This window comes from Rudaea sp. 3F27F6 (assembly GCF_005503555.1).
In the GTDB taxonomy this organism is placed as follows: Bacteria; Pseudomonadota; Gammaproteobacteria; order Xanthomonadales; family Rhodanobacteraceae; genus Rudaea.
In genome coordinates, this window is sequence record NZ_SCNG01000001.1 from 656579 (window position 1) to 681654 (window position 25076).

17 protein-coding genes and 1 tRNA gene are annotated in these 25076 nt (G+C 61.3%); 1 reads left to right on the top strand and 17 read right to left on the bottom strand.

Annotated elements, in window-relative coordinates; genetic code table 11:
* Window positions 1-49: 49 nt before the first annotated feature.
* Both FFS30_RS02720 and FFS30_RS02725 read right to left on the bottom strand, forming a co-directional pair.
* Window positions 50-2818 carry a serine/threonine-protein kinase gene (locus FFS30_RS02720; RefSeq protein WP_171014376.1) on the bottom strand — a complete coding sequence of 923 codons (2769 nt, stop codon included), beginning with the start codon at window positions 2816-2818 and terminating at the stop codon, window positions 50-52.
* A 388-nt stretch (window positions 2819-3206) separates the two neighbouring features.
* A complete protein-coding gene (locus FFS30_RS02725) occupies window positions 3207-3950 on the bottom strand; it encodes an ECF-type sigma factor (protein WP_212742388.1) in 744 nt (247 codons plus the stop codon).
* A 506-nt stretch (window positions 3951-4456) separates the two neighbouring features.
* Between FFS30_RS02725 and FFS30_RS02730 the strand changes: the two genes are divergently transcribed.
* A complete protein-coding gene (locus FFS30_RS02730; RefSeq protein ID WP_171014377.1) occupies window positions 4457-7144 on the top strand; it encodes a DUF11 domain-containing protein in 2688 nt (895 codons plus the stop codon).
* Between the two features lie 799 nt (window positions 7145-7943).
* On the opposite strand, the gene FFS30_RS02735 is transcribed toward FFS30_RS02730, so the two are convergent.
* The 15 genes from FFS30_RS02735 to FFS30_RS02805 all read right to left on the bottom strand — a co-directional run bounded on the left by FFS30_RS02735 (window position 7944) and on the right by FFS30_RS02805 (window position 24973).
* Window positions 7944-8019: transfer RNA gene (locus FFS30_RS02735), tRNA-Thr, on the bottom strand.
* Window positions 8020-8096: 77 nt separating this feature from the next.
* Entirely contained in the window at window positions 8097-8516 is a 420-nt protein-coding gene (locus FFS30_RS02740) for a type IV pilin protein (protein WP_171014479.1), read from the bottom strand.
* A 13-nt stretch (window positions 8517-8529) separates the two neighbouring features.
* Window positions 8530-9105, bottom strand: a complete 576-nt coding sequence (locus tag FFS30_RS02745; protein ID WP_137911576.1) for a PilX N-terminal domain-containing pilus assembly protein — start codon at window positions 9103-9105, stop codon at window positions 8530-8532.
* Window positions 9102-10268 carry a PilW family protein gene (locus FFS30_RS02750; RefSeq protein WP_171014378.1) on the bottom strand — a complete coding sequence of 389 codons (1167 nt, stop codon included), beginning with the start codon at window positions 10266-10268 and terminating at the stop codon, window positions 9102-9104. The genes FFS30_RS02745 and FFS30_RS02750 overlap by 4 nt, the downstream gene beginning before the upstream one ends.
* A 77-nt stretch (window positions 10269-10345) precedes the next feature.
* Window positions 10346-10852: a type IV pilus modification protein PilV gene (pilV, locus tag FFS30_RS02755; RefSeq protein WP_171014379.1), complete on the bottom strand. Its 507-nt coding sequence runs from the start codon at window positions 10850-10852 to the stop codon at window positions 10346-10348.
* A gap of 225 nt (window positions 10853-11077) precedes the next feature.
* The gene (locus FFS30_RS02760; RefSeq protein WP_171014380.1) at window positions 11078-11515 is read right to left on the bottom strand and encodes a type IV pilin protein; all 438 of its coding nucleotides are present in this window, start codon (window positions 11513-11515) and stop codon (window positions 11078-11080) included.
* A 35-nt stretch (window positions 11516-11550) separates the two neighbouring features.
* Window positions 11551-16098: a PilC/PilY family type IV pilus protein gene (locus tag FFS30_RS02765; protein ID WP_137911580.1), complete on the bottom strand. Its 4548-nt coding sequence runs from the start codon at window positions 16096-16098 to the stop codon at window positions 11551-11553.
* Window positions 16099-16110: 12 nt separating this feature from the next.
* Window positions 16111-16659: a pilus assembly protein gene (locus FFS30_RS02770; protein ID WP_171014381.1), complete on the bottom strand. Its 549-nt coding sequence runs from the start codon at window positions 16657-16659 to the stop codon at window positions 16111-16113.
* A 119-nt stretch (window positions 16660-16778) separates the two neighbouring features.
* A complete protein-coding gene (locus FFS30_RS02775) occupies window positions 16779-18173 on the bottom strand; it encodes a PilW family protein (protein ID WP_137911582.1) in 1395 nt (464 codons plus the stop codon).
* Window positions 18170-18832 (bottom strand): type IV pilus modification protein PilV, encoded by a 663-nt coding sequence (gene pilV / locus FFS30_RS02780; protein WP_171014382.1) that lies wholly within the window; start codon window positions 18830-18832, stop codon window positions 18170-18172. The genes FFS30_RS02775 and pilV (FFS30_RS02780) overlap by 4 nt, the downstream gene beginning before the upstream one ends.
* Window positions 18727-19308 carry a GspH/FimT family pseudopilin gene (locus FFS30_RS02785; RefSeq protein ID WP_137911584.1) on the bottom strand — a complete coding sequence of 194 codons (582 nt, stop codon included), beginning with the start codon at window positions 19306-19308 and terminating at the stop codon, window positions 18727-18729. Before FFS30_RS02785 ends, pilV (FFS30_RS02780) begins: the two co-directional genes overlap by 106 nt.
* 141 nt (window positions 19309-19449) lie before the next feature.
* Window positions 19450-20400 (bottom strand): 4-hydroxy-3-methylbut-2-enyl diphosphate reductase, encoded by a 951-nt coding sequence (gene ispH, locus FFS30_RS02790; protein WP_137911585.1) that lies wholly within the window; start codon window positions 20398-20400, stop codon window positions 19450-19452.
* A 103-nt stretch (window positions 20401-20503) separates the two neighbouring features.
* The gene (gene lspA / locus FFS30_RS02795) at window positions 20504-20989 is read right to left on the bottom strand and encodes a signal peptidase II (RefSeq protein WP_249352132.1); all 486 of its coding nucleotides are present in this window, start codon (window positions 20987-20989) and stop codon (window positions 20504-20506) included.
* An 11-nt stretch (window positions 20990-21000) separates the two neighbouring features.
* On the bottom strand, window positions 21001-23865 hold the full coding sequence (gene ileS / locus FFS30_RS02800) for an isoleucine--tRNA ligase (protein ID WP_137911587.1): 2865 nt from the start codon (window positions 23863-23865) through the stop codon (window positions 21001-21003).
* A gap of 178 nt (window positions 23866-24043) precedes the next feature.
* Entirely contained in the window at window positions 24044-24973 is a 930-nt protein-coding gene (locus FFS30_RS02805) for a bifunctional riboflavin kinase/FAD synthetase (RefSeq protein ID WP_137911588.1), read from the bottom strand.
* Window positions 24974-25076: the final 103 nt, after the last annotated feature.

Sequence of the window (25076 nt, forward strand, 5' to 3'; positions counted from 1 at the left end):
TGTGCCGCTTGCTTTGCTTCGCCGATGTTTGATGTGCCGAGCCGGCAAATCAAGCTGAGATGTCGGCAGGCATATGCAACGGAGCCTTCGTTTCGAACGGCAGCGTGACGTCTGCCGTGGTCGCATCGAGTCGATGGAGGCGGGCTTGCCATTCGAGGACGCGAGGATGTTCGGAGCCAAGCGCTGTCCGCATACGTGCAACGGCGCGTTCGAGGTTGGCGCGCGCCAGCGGCCGTTCCTTGCCGTTTTGCCAATCGATGAATGCAGAAACAGCGTCGCAAATGTCCAATTGCCATCCCTCGGGGTCGGCGACGTTCACGAAGAACTCTCGCGCTTCCTTGATCTTTTTTCCAGCAAGATCGGTATCGCCCACATCGAGTGCGGCTTCGGCAGTACCGAGCATTGTTTTGACCAAAGTCGGTTTGGATTTACTGCTCAGCGCTCGTAGTTCATTCTCGGCGCGCATGAATCGGTCGAGTGCCTCCTGCGGATTCTTGGTCTTGACCAGAGTCGTGATGAATATTTCAGTCTCGCGCACAATAACGCGCAGGAGATTTTCTGGAGGCAGTTTTAGGTTGTCCGCGGCCTCGTGCGCTTCGGCGATCTTCGCGTCGCGCTGATTCTCATCCCCCAACAGCGCGGCGATACGGATGCCGGAGACCGCCCAATGGACGCCAAAGCGCGCCATTTGCTTCGGCGCGAAGTCGCGAACCATTGTTTTTGATCGATCGAGCAAAACAGTCGCTTCCTCAGGGCGCGCCAAATCTATGGCCACTTGCGTTTGAGCAACCAGCATCATCGCAATGTTTGCGGTGGGGCCGGTGGCTTTCAGGTGGAGATCTATGCTGTGCCCCATTTCGTCGAATGCAGAGAGCGGAAAGCCGATGCGAGCCGTGCAATTTGCCATCATCATCCGCGAAGCCAAAGCGTCTGCGCTGTTTTCACGCCCCAGGCGGGTATAGATATCAATCGATTTGCGAAACTGAGCGCACGCTTCGACGGGCTTGTCGGCCAGAGTGAGCAGGGTTCCATAGTTGCTGAACAACTGTGCGACGCTACGCGAGTCGTTCGGCACATTGCTCAATGCGTCGATGCCCTGACGATAGAATTCCATTGCTTGATCGAGCTTGCCCGATTGAACGGCTACTTCGGCCAAAATGCGCTGACAATTGGCGCGAATCTCACGGGTTTGTTCTGGCGCAAGTGCAGCAGCCTGTTGCAATCCGACCTCGGCCCAGTGTCGTGCTTCGTCCCGTTTGGCAAGGTTCCGTTCCAGGTCGGCAAGCGAACAAGACAGCTCGGCGCTTATAGAAAGCGGAAGGGTCTTCTGCGGATTGGTGAGTAGCGGCAGCAAGAGTTGTTCGAGCGGCTGCCTGTTGCCGCGTTGCTCGTACGCTTGTCTGAGCGTATCGAAAAGAAGCGGATAGAGTTCCGGACGGTTTTCCGCTTCCTTGGAGACACGTTGCGCTGCCAACGCGAGCAGATCGTCGATCTTGATGGCCTCGTTGTTCGGCGCGGCCGACCCGAGCACCGAGAGGAGAAAGTCGACGGTCATGTCCGAACGTACGGCTTGCGCTTGCGCGTTGGCCCGTTCGGTCTCGGCGTGGGCGCGCGCCGCTTGTGCTTGGTCGCGCTGTTCGGCAGCCACGCGCGCCTGCCACAAGGCCAGCACCAATCCCACGGCCAGGCTCGCGACGATGGCGGTGGCAACGCCGAGCGCCAGGCCGTTGCGCCGGACGAAGCGCCGCGCGCGATACCAACGGCCGTCGAGCTTGCGCGCTTCGATCGGGCGGTGGGCAAAAGCGTTGTCGAGATCGTGCAGCAGGCCGTCGACGTTGGCGTAACGGTCATCCGGCGATTTCGCCAGCGCTTTCAGCGCGATCGCATCGAGATCGTCGATCAGCTCGCGTGGCAGGTCCGCGATCGCGCCCGTCGCGCTCGGCCGTACCGGCATATCTTCGCCGATCAACTTCACGCATGCGGCGATCGAGATGTTGTGAAAGTCGAACGGCGGTTTTTTCGCGATAAGGAAATAGAACAACGCGCCGAGGCCGTAGATGTCGGTACGCACGCTCGCTTTTCCGTTGCGGATTTGCTCCGGCGCGGCGTATTCGAGCGTCAGCGGCTGCATGGTGTCGGCCCTGCGCTCCTCGTCGAGCAAACGAGCGACGCCGAAGTCGAGCAGGTAGGCGTGGCCGTCACGATCGACCAGGACGTTGTTCGGTTTGATGTCGCGATGCACGACCGAGTTGTCGTGCGCGTGTGCTACGGCGGCGGCGATCTGACGGAATATGCTGATGCGTGCGCCGAAATCCGCCGTTCCCTGGAGCAGGCTCCACTTGTCGAGCGGCATGCCCTCGACGAAGTCCGTGATGAGGTAGGGTTGTCCCCCCGCAGTCACGCCGCCGTCGATGAGTCGCGGGATATTCGGGTGTTGCAGTTGCGCGAGCAGATGGCGCTCCATTTCCAGGCGGATGCGCAATTGCGGCGTGTCGCCGTACAGGAACTTGATCGCGACGCGCTTTTCATACGTGCCGTCGTTGCGTTCGGCCATCCATACGTCGCCCATGCCGCCGCGGCCCAGCCGATGCAGGGCCCGCCAGGGACCGACGCGTTCGCCGTCGTGAGTCTGCGCCAGCGGATCTTGTTCGGCCCGATCGATATCCGCCAGCCATCGGCGCAACGCGTCGGCATGAACGGGTTCGCTTTGGTCGAGTTCGGCCAGGCGCAGCGCACGTTGCTTCGGCGGAAGATCCAGCAGCGAATCGAGCTGTTTTTCCAGCGATTGCCAGCCGAGGACGGAATTGGAGGTCGACATGATTGGATTCGGTGGCTCTCGAGATGGGTGGAGCAAAAATCGAAATTCGGTGCGAAAGACGGGCATTGCCCATCGGTGAAGCGCGTCCGGCCAACGGACGCGACTCTTCCTTGAAGGCTCCTGCCGTTCCCCATTCCAGCCGGCACGCGCTGCACACGGGCCGGCTTCGACGCTTTACCGCGGCGCGCCCTATTCCGCCGACACGATCGGCGGATTCCTCAAAGGCCCGGCGCGCGCAGCGTTGCCTTCCGGCATGCCGATTGGCGCGATTCGGCTTTCTCCCCTCACCCGCCAAGGTGTTTGCTTTGCCTTTACGACCGGCCAATCCCCCGGACTTAGCATTGACGCCGATGCCGCCATCCCCTATGCGCGGTGCGCATACGTCGCGTCAGTCAGACTCGCGCAACCGGCCGATCATCCAGCCCCTCGCCTTGATCCAATCCCGGCGCACCGTGCGCTCGTCGATGCCCAGCGCAGCGCCGATTTCCGCGTCGCCCAATCCGACGAAGAATCTCAACGAGACGATTTGCGCCATGCGCGGAAAAATCTGTCCGAGCTGATCGATGACTTCATTGATCTCCAATACTTGCTCGGCATGGCGGCCGTCGGTATCCGGAGCGACATGCTCTTCGAGCGTTTCCGTCGGGACTGCACTGCCGCGCTTTTGCGCCAACTTCCTGCGCGCATGATCGGTGAGCACGAAGCGCATGGCGCGCGTGGCCAGATAGTAGAAATGGTTGATGTCCGCGACCACCAGATCGGGCGAGTCCTGCAACTTGAGATAGACCTCGTGGACGAGCGCGGTCGTCGACAGCGTGGGACTTGCGCCGAAGGCGTTGCGCTGCACGTGTGCCACGCGCAGCAGACTCCGGTACGCCTCCGTCATCATTGAAGCCAGGCTGTTGGACGGATCGCGTATGGCACCGTCCAATGTCTCTTGCAATCGCATGAGGACAAGATCGTCGGCCGAGTCGGTGGCTTGGGTCATGCGGTGTGCCGATGCTTCAACTCGGAGCATTGTAGCGATTGGCCATACATCCCATCGTGCTTTTGCGAAGTACCTCACGCAATTTGCTGCGTCGTTGCGCCTCAGCCGACACCTGTCATTGACGAAAAATTTTTTGCCGGCCATGCCCGGATTCATCGCGCTTTTGCGAAATAGGGAAAGCTGCAAAGTGCGTGCGCCGGCTGTGCGAGTCACACAACCCGCTCACGAGGAAAAGGAAAAGGGGTTTCTGCGGGTGTTTCTGTCTGCGCAGAAGGGCCGATGGCTGTGAAAGCAGGCGCCTTTGGCGCGATTCAACCGGAGCAATCACGCCACGGCGTTTTTGAATCGCCGCAAGAGTCGATTGTTCCGCGGCATGTCGGTTCCGCTGCGAAAGCCTGAATTTCATTCTGCCCTGTAAGAAAGCCCTTCGTCACGGGGAACACAAGCAACACTGGGAGTAAGTCATGTCTTGTTTCAAGAATCTCGTCGAGCACGGTTTGGTATTGGGCACGATGCACAAGGTCAAATCCCGAATTGGCATCCTTCCGCGCGGAGTCGATCGTCACCAAGCAAATCTTCGCATGCCTGCGAAGCGAGACTTCGGTAGAACGTTGGCATGGCTATGCTTTTCATTGCAGGCAACAACGGTTTTGGCTCAGCAACAGGCGCCGACCACGATCTATTCGGAAGATTTTCAGAATGACCAAGCCGCGCATATTGCCGCCATCATCAAGGTCAACAGCTACACCGGGGCGGGAGGAGCGACCTATACCGCGTCGCCGGCCTGGTTGACGAACTGCAATGGCTTGTTGTCTGCCTGGAACCAGGCTGTGAACCCCGCCTCTGCAACGGCCAACGGCGAGTGCAACGACCAGGCTGCCTGGAACAGCGTGCAACAGTTGGCGGAAGCGCTCGGCATGTTGAACGGCGGAACCACGGGAGCCGGCGGCACGGCACGCAACAATCTGGCGGTCAGCGCCTATACGCAGGCCAATCCGCCTCCGGCTCCCAACAACATCGAAGTCCAGTCATCGCAGATTCCATTGAACGGTTCCGGCAGGTTTCTGGTCTTCGGCGCGGACGTCGCTGCGATCAATTGCAGCATTGCCGCGCATCCCGTGCTGCAGTTCTACGCCGTCGACGCCTCGAACACCGCGGTTGCCGCCGGTGGGCAGGTCGATGGCTGCGGCGGCAATTCCTTCACCACAGAAGCAATCGGCGCCGCCTCTGCGTTGAGCGTCAAGGCCGGGCACTACACCAGCGGAAGCGCCATCCTGGTTTCCGGCAACAGCACATCGATCCGGATCAACAACCTGACCTACACCGGAGGCGGCAACGACCACGCATTCGACAATCTGCTGATACAGGACGTCACGCCCACGCTGAGCAAGGCATTCGGCACTTCCACGGCGTCGCCCAATGCCGCCGTCACGCTCACATTCACCGTGACCAATACGACGGACAATCTGCGCAAACAGGGATGGGCGTTCACCGACACGCTGCCTTCCGGTTTGACGATCGCCGATACCACCGTCGCATCGACGTGCACCGGCACGACGGTGACTATCGCCTCCGGCGGCAACACGGTCGCGATCAGCAACGGCAACCTGCCCGCCGGTGCCTCATGCACTATCACTGTGGATGTGACGGCGGCGGCCCCGGGCAGCTACACCAACGATGCGTCGAACATCAGCGGGTCGAGCGGGCTCAATCCGCCGCCGTCGCCCACGACGCTGACCGTGGTGGCGCCCACGCCCTATGCGTGCAGCGTACCGACGATCTTCATCGCGCAAGGCGCGCCCACGCAACTCGAAGCCCTGATTTCCGCCTCGGGCAGTTCGAGCTTCGTCAACATCGGCCCTGCCGCTGCGATCCGCTACAACGCCGTCGGCTACAACACGCTGGACAATTTCCTTTACGGCGTGGCTTCGTCGAACAATCATCTGGTGCGCATCGATCCGGCCACCGGCAATTTGACCGATATGGGCGCGATCACCGGATTGGCCGCAACGTCGACGGGCATCAATGCCGGCGCGTTCGACGATTCCGGCAACTTCTATATCGGCTTGTCGACCGATACGACGCATGTGATCTATCGCGTCGATCTCGCGACACTGGCCGCCACCCAGATACCGATCTCGGCGGCACTCGGCGTCAGCGATTTCACGTATTCCGGCGGATTCTTCTGGGCCGTGCCGGACGGGGCCGGCAAGGCGATCCGGCGCATCGATCCCGCCACCGGCACGATCACCACGTTCCCCGTGGCCTTCCTGCCGGCAGCGAGCGCCTACGGGGCCGCGTGGACCTATGGCAACGGCAACATCGGCTTCAGCAACAACGATACCGGCAGCGTCTATCAGATCGCCGTCAACAATCCGGGCAATACGCCGACCTTCACCCTTGTCTCCACGGCGAGCGGACCGGCCAACAGCAACAACGACGGTGCGGCCTGCTCGCTGCCGGTCGATCTGGCGATCACGAAAGCGGGTCCGGCAACCGTGGCGGCGGGTGGTGCGATAAACTGGACGCTCACGGTGACGAACAAGAGTGCAAACCCGAGTTCGGGTTTCGTCGTCACCGACAGCGTGCCCGCGGGCGTGACGAACATTGCCTCGCCGACGGCGGGCTGCACGGTTTCGGGCAACACGGTGACCTGTGTCGGCGGTGCGCTCGCGGCCAGTGCGTCGGCAACGATCGCGATCACCGGCAACGCGCCAAGCCCGTTCACGACGTGCATCACCAACTCGGCGAGCGTGCTCGGCAACGAAGCCGATCCGTCTTCGGCGAACAATTCGGCGAGCTTGCAGACCTGCCCGCCAGCGTCGCCGGCTTCGATCACGACGATGAAGGCGCTGACCGCGATCAACGGCGCACAGCCGGCGGCAGGCCAGCTGGTCAACGCCGGCGACGTGCTGACCTATACGATCACCAGCACGAATGCCGGCCAGACCGCAGGGGCAACCACACTGACGGAGACGATGCCTGCGAGCACGACGTACAAAGGCCCGGACGGCGGCGCATGGACCGGATGTGCGCCGGGAGCGGCGAATCCGACCCAGTGCATCGCGGTCCAGAACGTGCCGGCGAACAGCAGCACGAGCAACACATTCACGGTCGCTGCCAGCAAACCGCTCGCGAGCGGTACGCGTTCCATCACCAACGTGGTCACGAGCAGTGCGGACCCGATATGCGCGATGTGCTCGGTGACCGTCCCAGCTGCAGCGCAGCCGCCGGCCGCAGCGGTCCCCGCGCCCGCCAATCCGATCTGGATGCTGGGGCTGCTGAGCCTGTGCCTCCTCGTGATCGGCGGGGGCACTGCATACAGGCAACTGCGCTGAGCGGCTCTTTCGGTAGACGAATGACATAAGTTGAATTACTGGCGCGCGGCATCCTACGGTCTTCTCGGATTCGTCTGACCCTAGGGTCGCCGAGCGCCAGCTTTCAACGGTTATGCGTGTGCGGGTTGGCGGCGCGGATTCCCACTTCGGCGCCGCGTTCGCGGGATTCGGTATGGTTCACGCGCCACGCCATCGGCTGGATACTTGCTTCGCGGCAGGACAGTTGACCCAACTACTTGATGCGTTCCCGCCATAGCCGAGTCTAGTTAACTATCGTCTGATCGCTCGCTCACAATCCGCGGCAGCACCGCTTCGCAAGCCCCTTTAGCAAAGCGCGTGCTGACGTGGGTTCGTTCTCTGCAACACCAGGGAACAGTAAAGGCACGGTAGCTTCGGTGGCCCCCAAGACCGAAGAAGAAGCAATCGATTGCGCCGACTTCACGCGTCATTACGGCGATCTCGCGCGGCGTTCAACGAGACGTCGGAGTACGCGCCGAGCTTGCAGGCGCCGCGATACTTGAATCGCTATCAGCGTGCGCCGCTGGCCTGCAGCAATGAGAACGAACCGCCGCCATCAAGGGGCCTGAGCGGACGATCGTTCGGCTTGGCATTGCGGATACCGGCCCCGGTCAGCAAGATCGAAGTTTCCCTCGCAACGATGAGAGATATCCCAGTACTTACCCCTGAAAAGCGTGGGAGGTCGCCGGACCGGGATGGATTGCCTGGGATGCCGAGGGCACGAAAAAGCCCGCTGTTATGCGGGCTTCGGGACATCCTGGGATGTCGATGGATTTGATTGTGGTGCCGGAGAAGGGAATCGAACCCCCGACCTACGCATTACGAATGCGCCGCTCTACCAACTGAGCTACTCCGGCACGGAGCCGCGCATTGTAGCGGCGGAATTCCAGCATCACAAGTCCGACCGATTTTCGGGAACCCCGCCAGGCAACCATCAGCGGCATTCCTCGGCTGCCGACCCTGAGGCGGCATACAAACCGGTCGAATCGAGGCTCAGGTCGCCGCAGGAATCGGTGGCCTGCGCACCTTGCGGGCTGACGGTGATCTTGAGCCGCTGCGCGTCGCCGCTCAGGTCGAGGCCGAACAATAGGTAGTAACCACCCGGCTGCGAGGACGCCGGCAGGTTCAATCCCTTCGGGCCCGTGTCCGCGGTGTAGCGGTTGAAACCGGCGTAGTACCGTTCCTGCGCCATCATCAGCGTATGCAGAAACGCTTTGCCTTCCACGCGCCGGGCCTTGCGTACGGATGCCTGGTACGACGGTATCGCGAATGCGGCGAGGATCGCGAGCAATGTAAGCACGACGACCATTTCGATCAGGCTGAATCCCAGACAATCGGCTTTCCCTGCGCGCATGACACTCCTCGCTTCAACTTGCGGGCAACGCTTCCTCCGCAACGGCATATACGCTTTCGACGACGCGGACGAAATCCTCGGTTGCGCCGATGCCTTTGGCGGTGATGCGGAACAGGCGGCGTTCCGCTCCGGACGAACCGGATGCCGAAGGCGCGGCGCCCAGATCCTCCACGACGTAGACCGGCGACGCAGCGAGTTGCGCGGTCGCATCGGCATTGCCCAACTTCGCGAGATCGATACGGAACGGATTTGCAGCGGCCAGCGCGGACGGCGTGCGCATATACGTCGCCGGATCAGTCGGCGCGGCCGCGTCACGTGTTATGCAGCGCAGCGAGGCGCAAACCACCTTCGCTCCGTTGCGCGCCGCGATCTGTTCGATCCGTGCACGCGCGCCGCTCATTGCGCTGTCTGCGGCAAGCTGTGCGAGCTGCGCATTGTGCGCCGAAGCGACCATCTTGTTTTCGATCACCGCGTTCTTTGCCATCGCCACGGCAAGTAACGAAAGTACGAGCAGGATGATCGTCGATACGAACAGCACGGCGCCGCGCTGCCGACGTTCGCAAGAAGATCGAGTCGCACGCGCAGTCATGTTGCCAACTCCCTGAGCGCGACGACGGTGCGGAATTCGCGGCGCAGCATGCGCCCTGGCGGGAGGCCGGTGACCGGCATCGCCGCACCGGGTCTCTGCACGCGCTCGCCGTCGATCGAATAGCGGTAATCCCAGGCATCCGCAGCCGCTTCGGCGGGAAGATCGTCGACCGTGTTCACGAGCATCGACACTTCGACCGCGGTGACGTCTTTCCACGCACAGGGTTCCACCGTACCTACCCGCTTACATTGCAGGGCTTCGCCGCTCGCTGCTGCATGACGGCTCAGCTCGTCCGCATTCAACCAGTGCGCATCGCCAACCGCGTCGATCAACGAATAGCGCAGATCGAAACGCTCGATACCTTGCATGACTTCGTTGGCGATGCCGTTGGCTCGCCGCATCAAGGTGGCGATCTTGCGGCCGCGCGCTTTGTCGTCTTCCGCCACCTGCAGGTAATAGGTCGAGGTCTGCAGTTGCGCATCGAAGTCGAACAGCCGTGCCTGCGCATCGGTCGTCGCACACGTCGGCGCGCCGGACTTTCCAACAACAGGCTTCACCGTGTTGCCTTCGACGCCGACCTGAAATATCTGCGCCTGCTTGCAGCCGGCGAGCAAAGCCAGGTGCGCGGACTTGAGCCCATCCAGCACCGTGTCGCCGGGCATGCGGCGCAGGCTGATCGCAACGATCCTGCCATCGACGGCGCAGACTTGGCTTGTCCCATCTGCCGGCAAGCCATCGCCCTGCAGATAGCGCACGCTCAGCACATCGGTGCCCGGCACTTTATCGCCGACGCCGAGACCGGCTCGCGGCAAGCCGGGAACCGCCGGGCTGCATGACTTTGCAGCACAAGCGCTACCGCCTAGAAAGAGGCTGCGATCGAGCGCATACGCAGCACCATCAGGCACGCCCGACGGCATGTGTGCCTCGCTGGGTTGGCCGCTGATGTGATTCAGCAACGCATCCGTGAAAACCTGCGGGCTCGCTTTCGAGCCGCAAGGCAGGCGTCCCGCCGAACGCAGGTCGTTGGCGATAATGTCCATTGCGATGCGGCCGTTTTCTTGCAGTCGCGACAGTGCTGTCTGCGTCGTGTTGACCTTGCCCGCGGCCGCAAACAGGATGTAGACGCCTTCGGCGACGAACAGGCCAAGTACAAGCGCGATCATCAATTCGACCAGCGAAAACCCGACCGCACGCCGACAAGCACCGAGATTGGTTCTAACGCAAGGCGCGATTTTGCCAATCACGGCTGAAAAACCCAGACGAGCGATTGCGGCGAAGGCACGCTGCCCTTCGCCAGCGTGCGCTCGGACCAGGTGACCTCGATCCGGCAAATGCCATCGTAGACATCGGCAGTCGCGACGGCGCCGGCCGAGTCGCATTTCAACGTGCTCTGCGCATCGGGCAATGCGTTCTCAAGAGCACGATCGAATTGAGCGAGATCGTAGTCCGCGCGCGATGCAACGCTGCACGCGTGCTTGCGGCAATCGGCACCGGCCAGCGCATTTTTCTTGCGAACGCCGTCGTAACGCCCCAGCGCAACCGCCGCCGGATTGACGTGCATTGACTCGACGAGCGCTTGCACCGCCAAACCGACTTGGGTGCGCTGATACGCGGCTTGATTCACTTTGGCCGTCGTCGCCATCAATCCCGCGAGGCCGAGCAAGCCGACGCTTGTCACGACAACGGAGACAAGTACCTCAATGAGGGCGACACCCGATTGGCGCAGATATATCTGATGCTTTCGCATTGCGAAATCGCCGGCATGGAGATGAACCATACCGGCGATTCTCGTCATCGCCCTAGGCTAGGGAAACTGGCAGATTTCCACGCTCAGTGTAAGAAAACGCATACACAATGCGTCGTCGCTGGAGAAGCGTACATTCACGGCGACGAAGCTCAAGGCACTAACATCGATCCCCGCATTGCAGGCCCGTCACCCGACCCACTGAATTGCTTTCCGCTGATTCTGATACTACCAGCAGCTTCCATTTGCCTGTTGACCCGGAGTCGGCGTCTTGGCAAGCGTGTTGTCAATTGTCAAGGTAGGACAAGATGTATCACCATCTTGCGGAGCAACCGGTTTGGCCGTTGCAATGAAGCTTGTCTTGATATCGCCGGTCAAACCGACGTCGACGGAAGCGTTGTAGTACAGACTGCCGTTGGAGGTCGACGGAAATCCCAATCCATTTGGCGAAGCCAGGGCGATATTTTTCGTGTAAGTATTGAAATTTGTGTAATACCTTTCTTCCGCTGCGGCAATCAGCATGAGCAGATTTTGCCCATCGGAGCGCCGTGCACGGTAGACGTATTTCGTGTACGACGGATAGGCGATTGCCGCGAGTATCGCGATGATCACCACGACGATCATCATCTCGATCAGAGTAAAGCCTTTGGCATTTCCCGTCTGCATCGAATGCTCCCGTCTCGTTTCTGTTTCAGAATTCGTCATTGGCCTTGGAGCAGCTCGCTCCACGAGCGGCGATGCCAGAAGCTGTCGAAAACGCTGAATCCCGGCAATCCCGGAATCAATATCTTGCCGCCGCCAAGCGGCATGACCGGCGAAATTCCGCTGCCCGAGGTCGGCGCATTAGGTAGGTTCGATACGCCGACGGCCGGCGCTCCATTGTTGGTCGACCCAGACGAACCGCTGATTGTCACCGCCTTAGTCGACGGCGCGCCACCTGTCGATGCACTCACCACCATTACGCTGCCGGTCAATCCGGGCTGGCAGGGATTGTTATTGGACGGAATCAACGAACTCAGGATGACCAATCCACTACTGTACAGTGGCGAACCCACTGCCACATCGCGCTCGCCGTTGGCGACCATATTGAAATACCAGCCAGGGGCGAGGCTGTTGCCTGACATCACGCCATTCTGAGTGAGGTAACGAGTGCCGCTGACGTCGCTCAGAGTCTGCGCCACCAGCTTGGTGGGGTCGATCGGATAGTTACTGCTGCTGGAGCCGTAGTCGCGGATGCCGTAATACGATTGCGTCGGCCCGACGCTCGTGTTGTCCACAGGAGCGAGATACTTGCCCGTGCCGAATATCCAGATCGGATTGCCGCCGTTGGCCGTATCGGAGAACACATTCGGCATCACCGTGATCGGCTGCTGCGCCGGCGAGGTGCGCGATGTACCCGAACCTGACGGAATCGGCGTTTGGAACATCTTCACAAACGTCCAATTGCTCGAACTGGCATCGCGAAGATCGAACCGCCACAGATTGCCCATCAAGTCGCCGGCTACCGCAATGTCGTCCACCTGTCCACCGAAAGACCACACCGCCGGCGTGGTCAGACCATAAGCATTGACGCCCGTCGAATCCGTAATGATTTCCTTGATCACGGTGCCCTTTTCCGCATCGAGCACGAACAACGACTCGGTCGTGGTGGCCGGATCGGAGCTCGGCGCGCTCGGTGGCATATAACCGTTCGGCACCAGCACCACCCATTTGCCCGCATTGGTTCCATCGCTGTAACGCAGGCGCGCGATGTTCGGCGTGGAGAAGGTGTAGCCGAGATTGGCTCCGCCGGTCGAGTTATTGCTGAACTCCCACAACACCTTCGGCGAAGTCGGGTTCGTAATGTCGACTGCGTAGATTCCGCGGCCGCCGTAGCGCAACGCACCGACCAGAATCGTGTGCCATTTGCCGTCGCTGAAGAAAACATCCTGCTCGGTCATGCCTCCGTCCACGGTGGGCACAAGATTTCCGGTAGACCCCGAATTGGTATAGGCATTCACCGCACCATTCTGGATCACGGTCTGCGGGACATACGCCCACTGTTCCACACCGCCGGTACCCGCAGCGGGTGGAGTCACCGCACCGGTAGAACTGATCGCCACCTGCCCTACGCTGAACGCATGCACCATGCCGTCGTTCGCCGCGGCGTAGATGATTGGAATGCGCCCGTTCTGCGCAGCGATGAACTGCGAATACGTCTGCGCCGTCGTCGCGGCCTCCGGCGAACCGGCAGGCCAACTGTCGGTAAACCCGCCGGTCGGCGAGCCCACGTACAAAGGCTGCGAATCGACGATCGCACCGAGCAACGACGTACGCGTACGAAACTGTGGCGTGGAGCCACTCGCCTCGTTTGTGCGATCACCGCGCAGCCAGTCGATGCGCTTCGGACCGTAGCCGTCCCCACCGGCACAAGTACTGCCATTCCACGTGCCTGCATTGAGCACGCACTGGCTCCAGGTGTTCAGGCTCGTGAATCCGGCCGACGTCAATGACTGCGTCGGCGTCGAGGTCGTCCCATACGTATAGATATTGCGATTGGCGGGCGTGGGGTTCTGTGTGTAGCTGGACTGGGTCGTCACTGTCGGGCATGGGGTGGTTGCCGTTCCGGTCAGTACGCAACCCGCATCGAGCACTGCTGGCGAAATAGTTTGCCCGGTACTGGGACTGATGGCGTATTCCAGCAAATTCCCGGACCAATCAATGTTGTATCCGCCGACAAAACTCGCCGTACTCGCTGTCGCCACGGGGTTGCTTGTAGTCAGCGCAACCGAGGAACCCGCACGCGCGGTGATGTTGGCGAGGAACGAAGTCAGCGCCGAAATCAATTGCTGCGGGTTGCCCGCGCTATAGAACTGGCCGCGGCCCGCGAGCGCGGCGTGCCACGTGTCGTCCACATTGGCGGCGATGCCTTGGCCGGAGCCGTTGGGCGTTGGCCAACCAATGATTCCGGCGGAATTGGTCGAACCTTTACGCAGTAAACAAGCATCCTGCTGCGCAGGGTCGCTGCTGGTGCAATTGGTATTCTGCGAAAGATTCAATTGTCCATTGACGCCCAGCCCCACCAGGAACTCGTCCATATGCGGCCAAGTTGCCGGATCGTTGTTCGGATTGAAATAGATTTCCGGATTGACCTTAGTCGAAGCCACGTTCGACGCCACGGTATTGGTCAGGTTGAATACGCTGGTGGTCTGGTCGGGCAAGTACGCCGGTACGATACCCATGCCTTGCGGCGGAGTGGTGGCGGTGCTGTACAAATCGGTGCGCAGATTCGTGGCCCAGTAGTGGAAAGCGATATCGGAAAGCGAGGCATAGCCGGAATTGCCGCCGTCATGCACCGGGTTGTAAATCGAGGTCACGCCGCTCGTGGTCGGATCGGGGAAAGTCACGCCATCCGGTAGCGTGATCTTTCCCGACGGCAATGTCAGGTTCGTGTACTGCGGACCATCGTTACCGCCATTCCATAAACCATCCGTTACCAACATGTGATAGTTCTGCCGGCAGTACAACTCGTTGCCTGGGTTGGTCGTCGCATTGAATGTGCCGGTCACCGGCGGTTGCCAATAAGGATCGTGCAGATCGCCGGTGATACCCGTCTTGCCATTTCCACGTGTGAAGAATGTCCCCGCACGGGTCACGGCACTTCGCGTCGGCGTTCCACCGCTGGCGGGAACCTGGAAAATCCAGTTGTAGAATGCGCTGCGATAGCATGCAGGCGGTGTCGTGGTCGAAGTACCGGATAGTTGCGCGGTAGTGGAGGGACTTGCACTGGCACCGCTCGTGCAGGCCGAGGTATCGATCAATTCGGAAATGATCGTCGAGCTGGGCAATTGGTAAGTACTGCTGTCCAGGTTCTGCCAAGCGACGCGTTGGTTGCCGCCGTAACCGTTGGTGACGGTCTTGGATAGCGAGGAATCGCCAAATACGCGCGAGAGCGCCGTGCGGGCCATCTGATTGCGAGTGCGGTAGTACGCGTACCAATTGGCGAAGTTCTGATATTGGCTACTGGGCACCGGCACGGCTTCCCAATTGGCGACGTTGTACAAAGTGCGCAAACCATCGCAGTTAGCCGTGCTGCAGGTAGGGTCGTAGGTCGGCTGGCCAAACTGGTTGAGAGGGACGGAGACAGTTTTTATCAAACGGTAGTAGTGCGGTCCGCCGTTCGGGTAGGTTACCGTTGTACCGTCGCTCAACGTATGCTTTTGCCCATCCATTGGGCTCGGCGCATTCCACAAGTTACCGCCGCCACCGCTGATGGCCGGGCCGCTACCGCATTGCCAGCGGTTGTCGTTGGTCGCGGCTGGGGCAGTCGTCGACCAAGTGATGTAAGTCGCCGTGGGACTGTTTCTGGTATTGGTCGGATCGCCGTATACCCTCGTGCCAAGATTGGTACTGTTCGATACTTGAAGATCCGTGGCGGAGTCGACCTCGTAGTTGCCGCTGTTGTCGGTATTGACGTTTGTTCCTGAGTAGGAATAGTAGTAGTAGCCCGACCGACTTCCGGAATTTCTCTGGGTGCACGAGACCGCGCCGGCGGGACAATTGGCAGTCGTCCCGAACGTGACATAGGTCGTTGTGACATTGGTGAAGGTGGCGGTTCCCATCAAATTGGTCAGCGCCCCCGCATTCGAAACGTTGTTGCCGTTCGCGTCGTATGCCCGGTCCAGATCGGGATTGTCGTTGTAGTACGCGGTACTGCTTACGGTAGCCGGATTCAAGGGGCGATTGACGGCAATACCGTCCACCCATACGGCTTTCAGCGTGGCATCGGCATTCGACTTGCTGCCATCCGTATCGCCTTTGATAAGCTTGCCGTTTGCGCCTAGCGGCGGGTTGTAGGTGATATTCGGGTTATAGTAAACGCCGTTCATCACTTTGGCGCGCAATCCCACGCTAGGCAAGAGATTGTCGGCGTCGATTACGTTGGCACAGCGCCACGGGCCGCCACTGACGCCGCTGGTGCTCGTGTTGTTGCCTCCGTTGCCCCAGTCGGGAACGCCCGACAATTGGTTGCCGCTGTTATCCGTAGTCCACGGAGGATTGTCATTGACTCGACTGGATTGCATCGACCCGGAATCGTCGAAGGTCAGCACGATATTGGGTGCTACTGCAACCGTGAGATTCGGCGGCGCTGCACCCAATTGGACTGTGCCCGCCCGAACCCAATCTCCCGAGCCTGAAAATAGAACGGCGCCGATCACCGCAGACAACACCCAAAGGCGGCGACCTATATCGTTGTTCTTACGCATCATGGCGAGCCCCCTTTAGTAACTCGGTTTGATGCTGGCGAATGTGGATTGCGCCACGCGCAAGGTATTGGCGTTGCCGCCGGGGCTGCGCGCGGTGATGCTGTAGATGTACTTGGTCTGATTGTTAGGACCGCCGTTCTGCTGCAGCAGCGAGCCGCCGGAACGGCCCGTACTGCCGGGCGGCAGGTCCGGCCCGAGCATCTTGATCAGATACTGCGGTTGCGCGGCGAGGTTGGCCGACAAGCTGTTGCCACCCTGCCCGGTCAGCGCCGGCGTGTACGTGGTGCCGCCGGTTACCAACGAAGGCGACCATGCGGTCGCCGTAGCGAAAGTAGAAGTGCCGGATGAAAAATTGTTGCTGCCATCGGGCATGTAGCAACCGCCGCCGCCGTCGAAGGAACAATACAAAGTCAGCTTGTTGCCTGCAGCGGAAGTCTGCGCGGCGATCCACAGATTGAATTCGGCACCGCGCAATGCGCTTTCCGCTCCCATCAATGCCATTTGGCCGTTGCGCATGCTGCCGGTCATGCTTTCCTGCAGAACGGCGCGACTGGAAGCAGTCATGCCGAGCAGGATTAGTAGAATGAGAAACATCAAGGAAACGAATAGCACGGCGCCGCGCTGCAGGCGATAAAAAGGAACTGGGCGGATAGACGGTTTCATGGTTGGATTTCCCGAAAAAGCTACTGCCCGCCGCGGCGTACGCCGACCAGCGAGACGAATTCGCGGCGCATCATGCGCGAAGGTTTACCTGCGGCGTCGGTCGCCGGCGGCGTTGTAAGACTGGCCATCTGGGTGCAATCGACGGTGGCGAGACTCGTCGTCGGATCGATGCTGTAGCAATACGGTATTTCGTCGCTGCCGAGCGTGTAGACGTTGTTGACCGTGTTCATCAACATGTGTACTTCGATCGACTTGATCGAGCGCCACAAACAGCCGTTCTGTTCCACCGAACCGGTGACGTTCTGGAACTGCACGGGCGCAGCCGAGCAGTTCGCGGCAGTGCTGCCGCTGTCCACCAGATCCGCGGTGAAGTAGGAGACATTGCCATTGATGTCGGAGACACCGTAGAGAAAATCGAGTTTCTCGACGCCCTGTACGAGAACGCTGTCGATGCCACTGGTGGCGCTGCTGCCGTTGAAGCGACGGTAGAGGCTGGAGATAAGGCGACCCGGTGCGTTCGGATCCGGGTCGTAACGCAGGTAGTAGGTGACAGTGACGTAGTCGCTGGTGTAGTTGTAGACGCGCACGATATTGGGCTGCCAGCCGGAGCAGCCCGCACTGTTACCGCCCGCGGCGCCCACACTGAGCGTAGCGCTCGCATTGGCGCCGGCGGTAACTGCTCCCGTAGTCGCCGCCACGATCGGATTACCGCAAACGCCGACGAAAAGATTGGCACCACCGGAACTGAAATTGAAAGCCGGATCGCCCGTATCTCCACCGAACGTGATCGTGCAGGTGCCTGCGCCCGCAGTGGAGCTTTTTAACCCCCACCCCGGACCTTGCAGATAGCGCACCGTGAGCACGTCAGCGCCCGCCACGCGCGAGCCTGCCGTCGTGCCGACAGCAGGCAGGCCCGTGGCCCCCGCGGGAGGCGCGCAGGTAGTCGTGCCCTTGTCGCACTCGTAACCCTTGATATCGATACTCGGACTAAGTGGATAGTTATAAGGGGCCGTCGTCTGCCAGTTGGTCGGCCAACCGGTCGGCGCGCCGGCGCTGACGCCGGAAGGCAGATCCGGCAAAGTCAAGCCGCCCGCGTAGATCAGCGTGGCGATAGAGGTATCCATCGCACCGTTGCCGGCAGTGATCGTGGCCGGTCCGGACGAACCGCTGCAGAACGGCGCGCCGGCCATGCGCAGGTCGGCATTCATCTGGTTGGTGGCGAAGCGGCCGTTTTCCTGCAGCTGCGCGAAGCCATTGACCATCTTGCTCGTGCCGCTGGTGGTCTGAAACAAATAAGTGATGCCTATGCTGAGCAGCAAGCCCAGCGTCAGCGCGATCATCAATTCGAGCAGGGTGAAGCCGTCGTGACGACGCAGGTGGCCGATGGAGATTCGAGATGAAGACGACGAACTCATGGCTGGAATGTCCAAGCAAAAGTTTGCAGCGTCGGATTGCCGCCTTGGCCCAACGGGGTTTCGCTCCAGTTGATTGTGACGGTGCACAGCCCGCTGAATGGCGGCAGCATTTGATAAGTGGCCGATGGAACGTTTGCACTCGCGCTGGCATTCGCAGCGCAAACGATGGATTCCGTCGCATTCGGCAAGAACCGGGCGATTTGTGCAGTCCACACGGCAATGTCGCGCGCGGCAATCGCACCGAATGCGCAACTCGCCGGGTTCGCACCCGGCTGGCAGGTCGCAGTTCCCGGTTGCGCCGCGCTCCATCCTCCGGACGGGCTGTTGTACAAATTGGTCCACAACGCCCAACTTGAATTCGCACGCATGCGATCGGCGATCGATTGCGCAAGAAACGCCGCCTGCGTGCGCAGGTAAGCACTCTGGTTGACGCGCACGGAGAGCACAAGGACACCCGCCATGGCGAGCATGCCGAAACTGAAAATCACGATCGCAATCAGCACCTCGAGTAAGGTGAAGCCTTTGGTAGACGAAGGACGCATCCGCGGGTTCCTCAACATGACGGTGCCGACGTACTTGCGGGCGTGGTGGAATTCACCACGCCCGATTGCAGGACGGTGATGCTGGTTTCCTTGGTGCCATCCTGATCTGGACGGCAAACGTTGAAGGTGACCGGTCCTGCGCTGAGAATCGCCCCCGTGGGGCCGAAAACGATTTGCCCCACGCTGGTACAAACGCCGGAACACGCCCACCCCGTACCGACGACGGCAGTGATGCCATAGCCTGTTGCGAATGGGCCATAGCTGCGCAACGCAGTTCCGCTCGGCCCGGCGAACACGACATTGTTGCTGCTGTTCAGAGTGCCCGCCTGTACGATCCAGCCGGAACTACTCCAGTTGGCGGCGCTGGTGCCAGCCTTGGCGATGACCGCCACCGGCAAACCGCGCTTCACTGCTTCAGAACGCGCAAGATTCAGCGCCCCGATCATACTGTTGGTGTTTGACGTCACGTTCATCTGCATCATGAACTGACTGAAACTGGGCAGCGCCAAGCCGGCCAAGATTGCAACGATCGCTATCGTCACAAGCAATTCAATCAACGATACGCCCCTGACCCATGTCGCCGCCGAACGCATGGCAATCCCCAAAATGCGGAACAGCGCGAACGCTACAACATCGTCTTAACGTTATGCGCCGCGCGCGGACGCCCGGCCTCAGGCGTCTGACGAGCGGCGAGGAAATTTTCTGATTTGAGAACCGCTTCGCGCTTTCGTCAGCTAGTTCACTAGGCTGATGCGCAGCTCTTTGGGTAGAGCGAAGGTGACGTTCTCGGGATCGCCGGCGAGTTCGACGGCGTGTATGCCGCCCCATTCGCGCAGGCGTGCGACGACGCCCTGGACCAGGCTTTCGGGCGCCGAAGCGCCGGCGGTGACGCCGATACGCGATTTGCCTGTGAGCCAGGCCTGATCGATATCGTCGGCACCGTCGATCAGGTAGGCCGGGACGCCCTGCTTCTGCGCAAGTTCGCGCAGCCGATTGGAGTTGGAACTGTTCGGCGAGCCGACGACGAGGACCAGATCGCATTGCTGACCGAGCTTGCGCACGGCGTCCTGGCGGTTCTGCGTGGCGTAGCAGATGTCGTCGTGCTTGGGCCCGACCATCGCTGGGAAATGCCTGCGCAGCGCGTCGATCACCGCCTTCGTGTCATCGACCGAGAGCGTGGTCTGGGTGACGTAGGCGATCTGCTCGGGATTCTTCGGTCGCAGCTTGGCGACGTCTTCCGGCGTTTCGACGAGATGGATTTCGCCGCTCGCGCCGGCCTTGTCCCATTGGCCGAGCGTGCCTTCGACTTCGGGATGCCCCGCATGGCCGATCAACACGACGTCGAATCCCGACTTCGCGTAACGCGCCACCTCGATGTGCACCTTGGTCACGAGCGGGCACGTCGCATCGAACACGCGCAGGTCGCGCGCCTCGGCTTCGGCGCGCACTTTCTGCGAGACGCCGTGCGCGCTGAAGATCACCGTCGCGCCGTCGGGCACTTCGGAGACTTCGTCGACGAAGATTGCGCCGCGTGCTCGCAAACCGTCGACGACGAATTTGTTGTGCACAACTTCGTGACGCACATAGATCGGCGCACCGAAGGATTCGAGCGCGCGCTCGACGATTTCGATTGCGCGGTCGACGCCGGCGCAGAATCCACGGGGGTTGGCGAGGAGGATTTGCATAAAGATATTATCGCGCGTTCCACGATGCGACGGGTATTCTTTGCTCGTCATTCCCGCCTTCGCGGGAATGACGAGCAAGTGCTAGGCACGATAAATCGTGCTTCTACGACTTCTTCGCTGCGAAGAATCCGAACCAGATCAACAACACCGCACCGACCGTGATCGCCGAGTCCGCGATATTGAATGCGGGGAAATGCGCATCACGCCAATAGACGTCGATGAAATCGGTGACCTGGCCGAAACGCACGCGGTCGATCAGGTTGCCGAGCGCGCCGCCGATCACCAGCGACAACGGCAACGCGTTGCGCCAATCGGATCGGGCGATCGAAGCGAGCCAGCGAACGAGGACCACACTGACGCCGATGGCAAGCAGCGAGAACAGCCAGCGCTGCCAGCCCGACTCGTCGTGCAGGAAACTGAAAGCCGCGCCCCTGTTGAACGCGAGCGTCCAGTTCAGCAGCCCCGCAATCGCTTCATGCGGTTCGTAGGGCCGCAGCACCGCGAGCACGATCGCCTTGACGATCTGATCGGCGACGATGACGACGGCGGAGAGCACGAGCCAAGGCAATCCGCTGGCCTTCCATGACACGGGTTTGTCCATTAGAAATACCGCCGCTGCTCGCCGGGGCCGTCAGGCAGGTTGTCCACGCAACGCCCGCAGATTTCCGGATGTTCGGCATGCGCACCAACGTCTTCGCGGCGATGCCAGCAGCGGATGCACTTCTGCCCTTCCGCAACTTTGGCGGAAATCCACACCGCGGCCGGCGCGGAACCATCGCCTGCCACTTCCAGCTTCTGCGCATTCGCCGGGACATTCTTGTCGTCGCCGAGATGCAATCCGGAAGTGATGAAGAAGAAACGCAGTTCCTCGGCCACCGGCGCGAGGCGCGCATGCAGCGACGCGTCGGCATACAGCGCGACGTCGGCTTCGAGCGCCGCGCCAATCTCACCGGCGTTGCGCATGCCTTCGAGCTGCTTCGCCACCGCCGCGCGGATCGTCAGCAGATCCGCCCACAGCGCACGCTGCTCGGGTTTGCTTTGCGTCGCAGCGAGACCGTCGTAGAAGGTCTCGAAGAGCACCGAGCCGTCGCGCTTGCCCGGGATCAGCGGCCAGATTTCCTCCGCAGTGAACGACAGGATCGGCGCGAGCCAGCGCGCCATTGCCTCGACGATGCGGTACATCGCGCTCTGCGCGCTGCGCCGGCCGTGGCTATTCGGCTGCATCGTGTACAGGCGGTCCTTGGTGATGTCGAGGTAAAGCGAGCCCATTTCGTTCGTGCAGAAGTTCTGCACGCGCTGGACGACCTCGGGAAAGTCGTAGCGCGCATATGCCGCGATCACCGCCTGCTGGGTGTCATAGGCCTGCTGCACCGCCCATTGGTCGAGCAGCAAACTGTCTTCGACCTTGACCAGATGCTGCGCCGGATCGAAGCCGTGCAGATTGCCGAGCAGGAAGCGCGCGGTGTTGCGGATGCGGCGATAGGCATCGGCGACGCGCTTCAGAATCTCGTCCGAGAGCGCCATCTCGTTGCGGTAGTCGGCCGACGCGATCCACAGGCGCAGGATGTCGGCGCCGTAGTTCTTCATCACGTCCTGCGGCTCGATGCCGTTGCCGAGCGACTTCGACATCTTGCGCCCCTGCGCATCGACGGTGAAGCCGTGCGTGAGCACTTCGTCGTACGGCGCGTTGCCGTGCATCGCCACCGAGGTCAGCAGCGAAGAATGGAACCAGCCGCGATGCTGATCCGAGCCTTCGAGATACATGACCTTGTCGCCCGGCTTGCGCGCGAGTTCCGCACGCTGGTCGAGCACGCAATAGTGCGTCGTGCCCGAATCGAACCAGACGTCGAGAATGTCGGTGACTTTCTCGTACTGTTCGGCTTCGTCGCCGAGCAGCTCGCGCGGATCGAGCGCGTACCACGCATCGGCGCCGGCCTGCTCGACGCGCTGCGCGACTTGCTCCATCAGCTCGACGCTGCGCGGATGTGGCTCGCCCGTGGACTTGTGAATAAACAGCGCGATCGGCACGCCCCACGTGCGCTGACGCGAAATGCACCAGTCCGGGCGGCCGGCGATCATGCCGTAGATGCGCTCCTCACCCCAGGCCGGATACCAGTCGACATCGTCACGGATCGCCTTGAGCGCACCGGCGCGCAAGCCCGCCGTCTCCATGCCGATGAACCACTGCGGGGTCGCGCGGAACACCACGGGCGTGCGATGGCGCCAGCAGTGCGGGTAACTGTGGGTGATCTTCTCCGCCGCGAGCAGGACGCCGCGTTCGCGCAGCAGCTCGACGATGGCGTCGTTCGCTTTCCAGATGAATTGGCCGGCGAACAATTCCGTCTCGGGCGTGTAGACGCCGTTCGGTCCGAGCGGATTGACGCCGGCGATACCGTACTCGCGCGCGACGACGAAGTCTTCCATGCCGTGGCTCGGTGCGGTATGCACGGCGCCCGTGCCGTCCTCGGTAGTGACGTGGTCGCCGTTGATCAGCAGAATCTCGCGCTGGTAGAACGGATGATGCAGTTTGACCAGATCGAGCCCGGCGCCTTTGACGTGGCCGAGCGCAACGGGATTTTCCAGGCCGTAGCGCTTCGCAACTTTTTCCAGGAGCGCCTCGGCGACGACGAGCAGCACGCGCTTGCCGTCGCGTGCGGGGCCATCGATCAGCACGTAGTCGATATCGGGACCGAGCGTGACCGCGACGCTGGCCGGCAGCGTCCACGGCGTCGTCGTCCAGATCGGCACGGCGACGATATCGCCGTCGTCGACCGTGACGCCGAACTTGGCTGCGAGCGCTTTTGCATCGAGCGCGTCGTAGGCGACGTCGATCGCACTCGACACCTTGTCCTGATATTCGATTTCGGCTTCGGCGAGCGCCGAGCCGCAGTCGAAGCACCAATAGACCGGTTTTTCGCCGCGCACAAGATGGCCGTTCGCGATCACTTTTGCCAGCGCGCGGATTTCGTCGGCCTCGAACTTGAAATCGAGCGTGCGGTACGGATTGCTCCAATCGCCGAGCACGCCGAGACGCTTGAAGTCGGTGCGCTGCAGATCGATCTGCTTGGTCGCGTATTCGCGGCAGAGTTTGCGAAATTCGGTCGCATCGACTTTCTGCCCGACTTTGCCGACTTTCTTCTCGACCGCGACTTCGATCGGCAGGCCGTGGCAGTCCCAGCCCGGCACGTACGGCGAGCGCAGCCCCGCGACGAGCTTCGACTTGACTACGATGTCCTTGAGAATCTTGTTGACCGCATGGCCGAGATGGATCGCGCCGTTCGCGTACGGCGGGCCGTCGTGCAGAATGAAGGCGTGCGCGCGATCCGCGGTCTTCTTCTGAATCTCGCCGTAGCGGTCGGATTTCTCCCACTCCGCCAGCATCGCCGGCTCGCGCTTGGCGAGATCGGCCTTCATCGCGAAATCGGTCTGCGGCAGGTTGATCGTGGATTTGTAGTCGATGCTCATTCTCGCTCCAGTCGCCGCCGTCGTGCGGCAACCCGTTGGTTGTTCACCGCCGAATTCCGCGCATCCTGCGCTGATATCGGCTCGCATGAGTCCGGCACCGGTCCGAACTCACGCCAGGACGTCCGGGCAAAGACCCGAACGCAACCGGCCCCCTCGTGGGCCGCAATCTTGTTTCAGGCTAGCGCAGCAGGATCACGCGCGCCTGTTCGGCGTCGCGATCGATCTGCTTCACCATCGCGTCGAGGTCGGCGAATTTCTCCTCGTCGCGCAATTTTTCCACAAATTCCACTTGTATACGACGACCGTAGAGGTCGCCGGCGAAATCGAACAAGTGCGCTTCGAGCAGCGGCTCCTTGCCGTTCACGGTCGGGCGCACGCCGAGGCTCGCCACGCCGGGATGCGGCGCATCGCCGACGCCATGCACGCGCACCGCGAAGATGCCCTCCACGGGCGAGGTGCGCGAGCCGAGACGCAAGTTCGCGGTCGGATAGCCGAGCTTGCGCCCAAGCTGTTGACCGCGCACCACGTGGCCACCGATCGCGAACGCCCGGCCGAGCCAGCGCGCGGCGAGTTCGAAGCTGCCTCCGGCCAGCGCTTCGCGGATCGCCGAACTGGAAATACGCTCGCCCTCGACAACGACCGGCTCGAGCGCCTGCGCAGTGAATCCGTGCTCACGGCCGAGACGCTGCAGCAGTTCGACATCGCCGCCGCGCGCATGGCCGAAGCGGAATCCCTCGCCGACCCAAACCTCGCGCGCGTTGAGGCGCTTGACCAGCACGCGTTCGACGAAGTCCTGCGCGCTCATCGCCGCCAGGGCCGCGTTGAAACGCAGCAGCAAAGCTAGATCGATGCCGGCAACGCGAAACTGCTCGATCTTTTCACGCGCGCTCGACAGCCGCGGCATCGGCCGGCCGCGTGCAAAGAATTCGCGCGGCAACGGTTCAAAGCTGGCGACGACCGAATCCAGATTCAACTCGCGCGCCCGTTCGCACACGCGCGCAAGCACGGCGCGATGGCCCAGATGCATGCCATCGAACGCACCGATGCAGATCACGCTGCCGCTAGGGGCCAGACTGGGGCCCGAAGCGTCCCGGAACAAACGATTCATTCTACCGAGTATACCGACTGCGCTGCGCCGCACAAAGAATCGCTTGCGTTTGGCATTGTACTGTCATCGATCCGGGTGATATTTTCAGCCGCCGCGCCGCTAC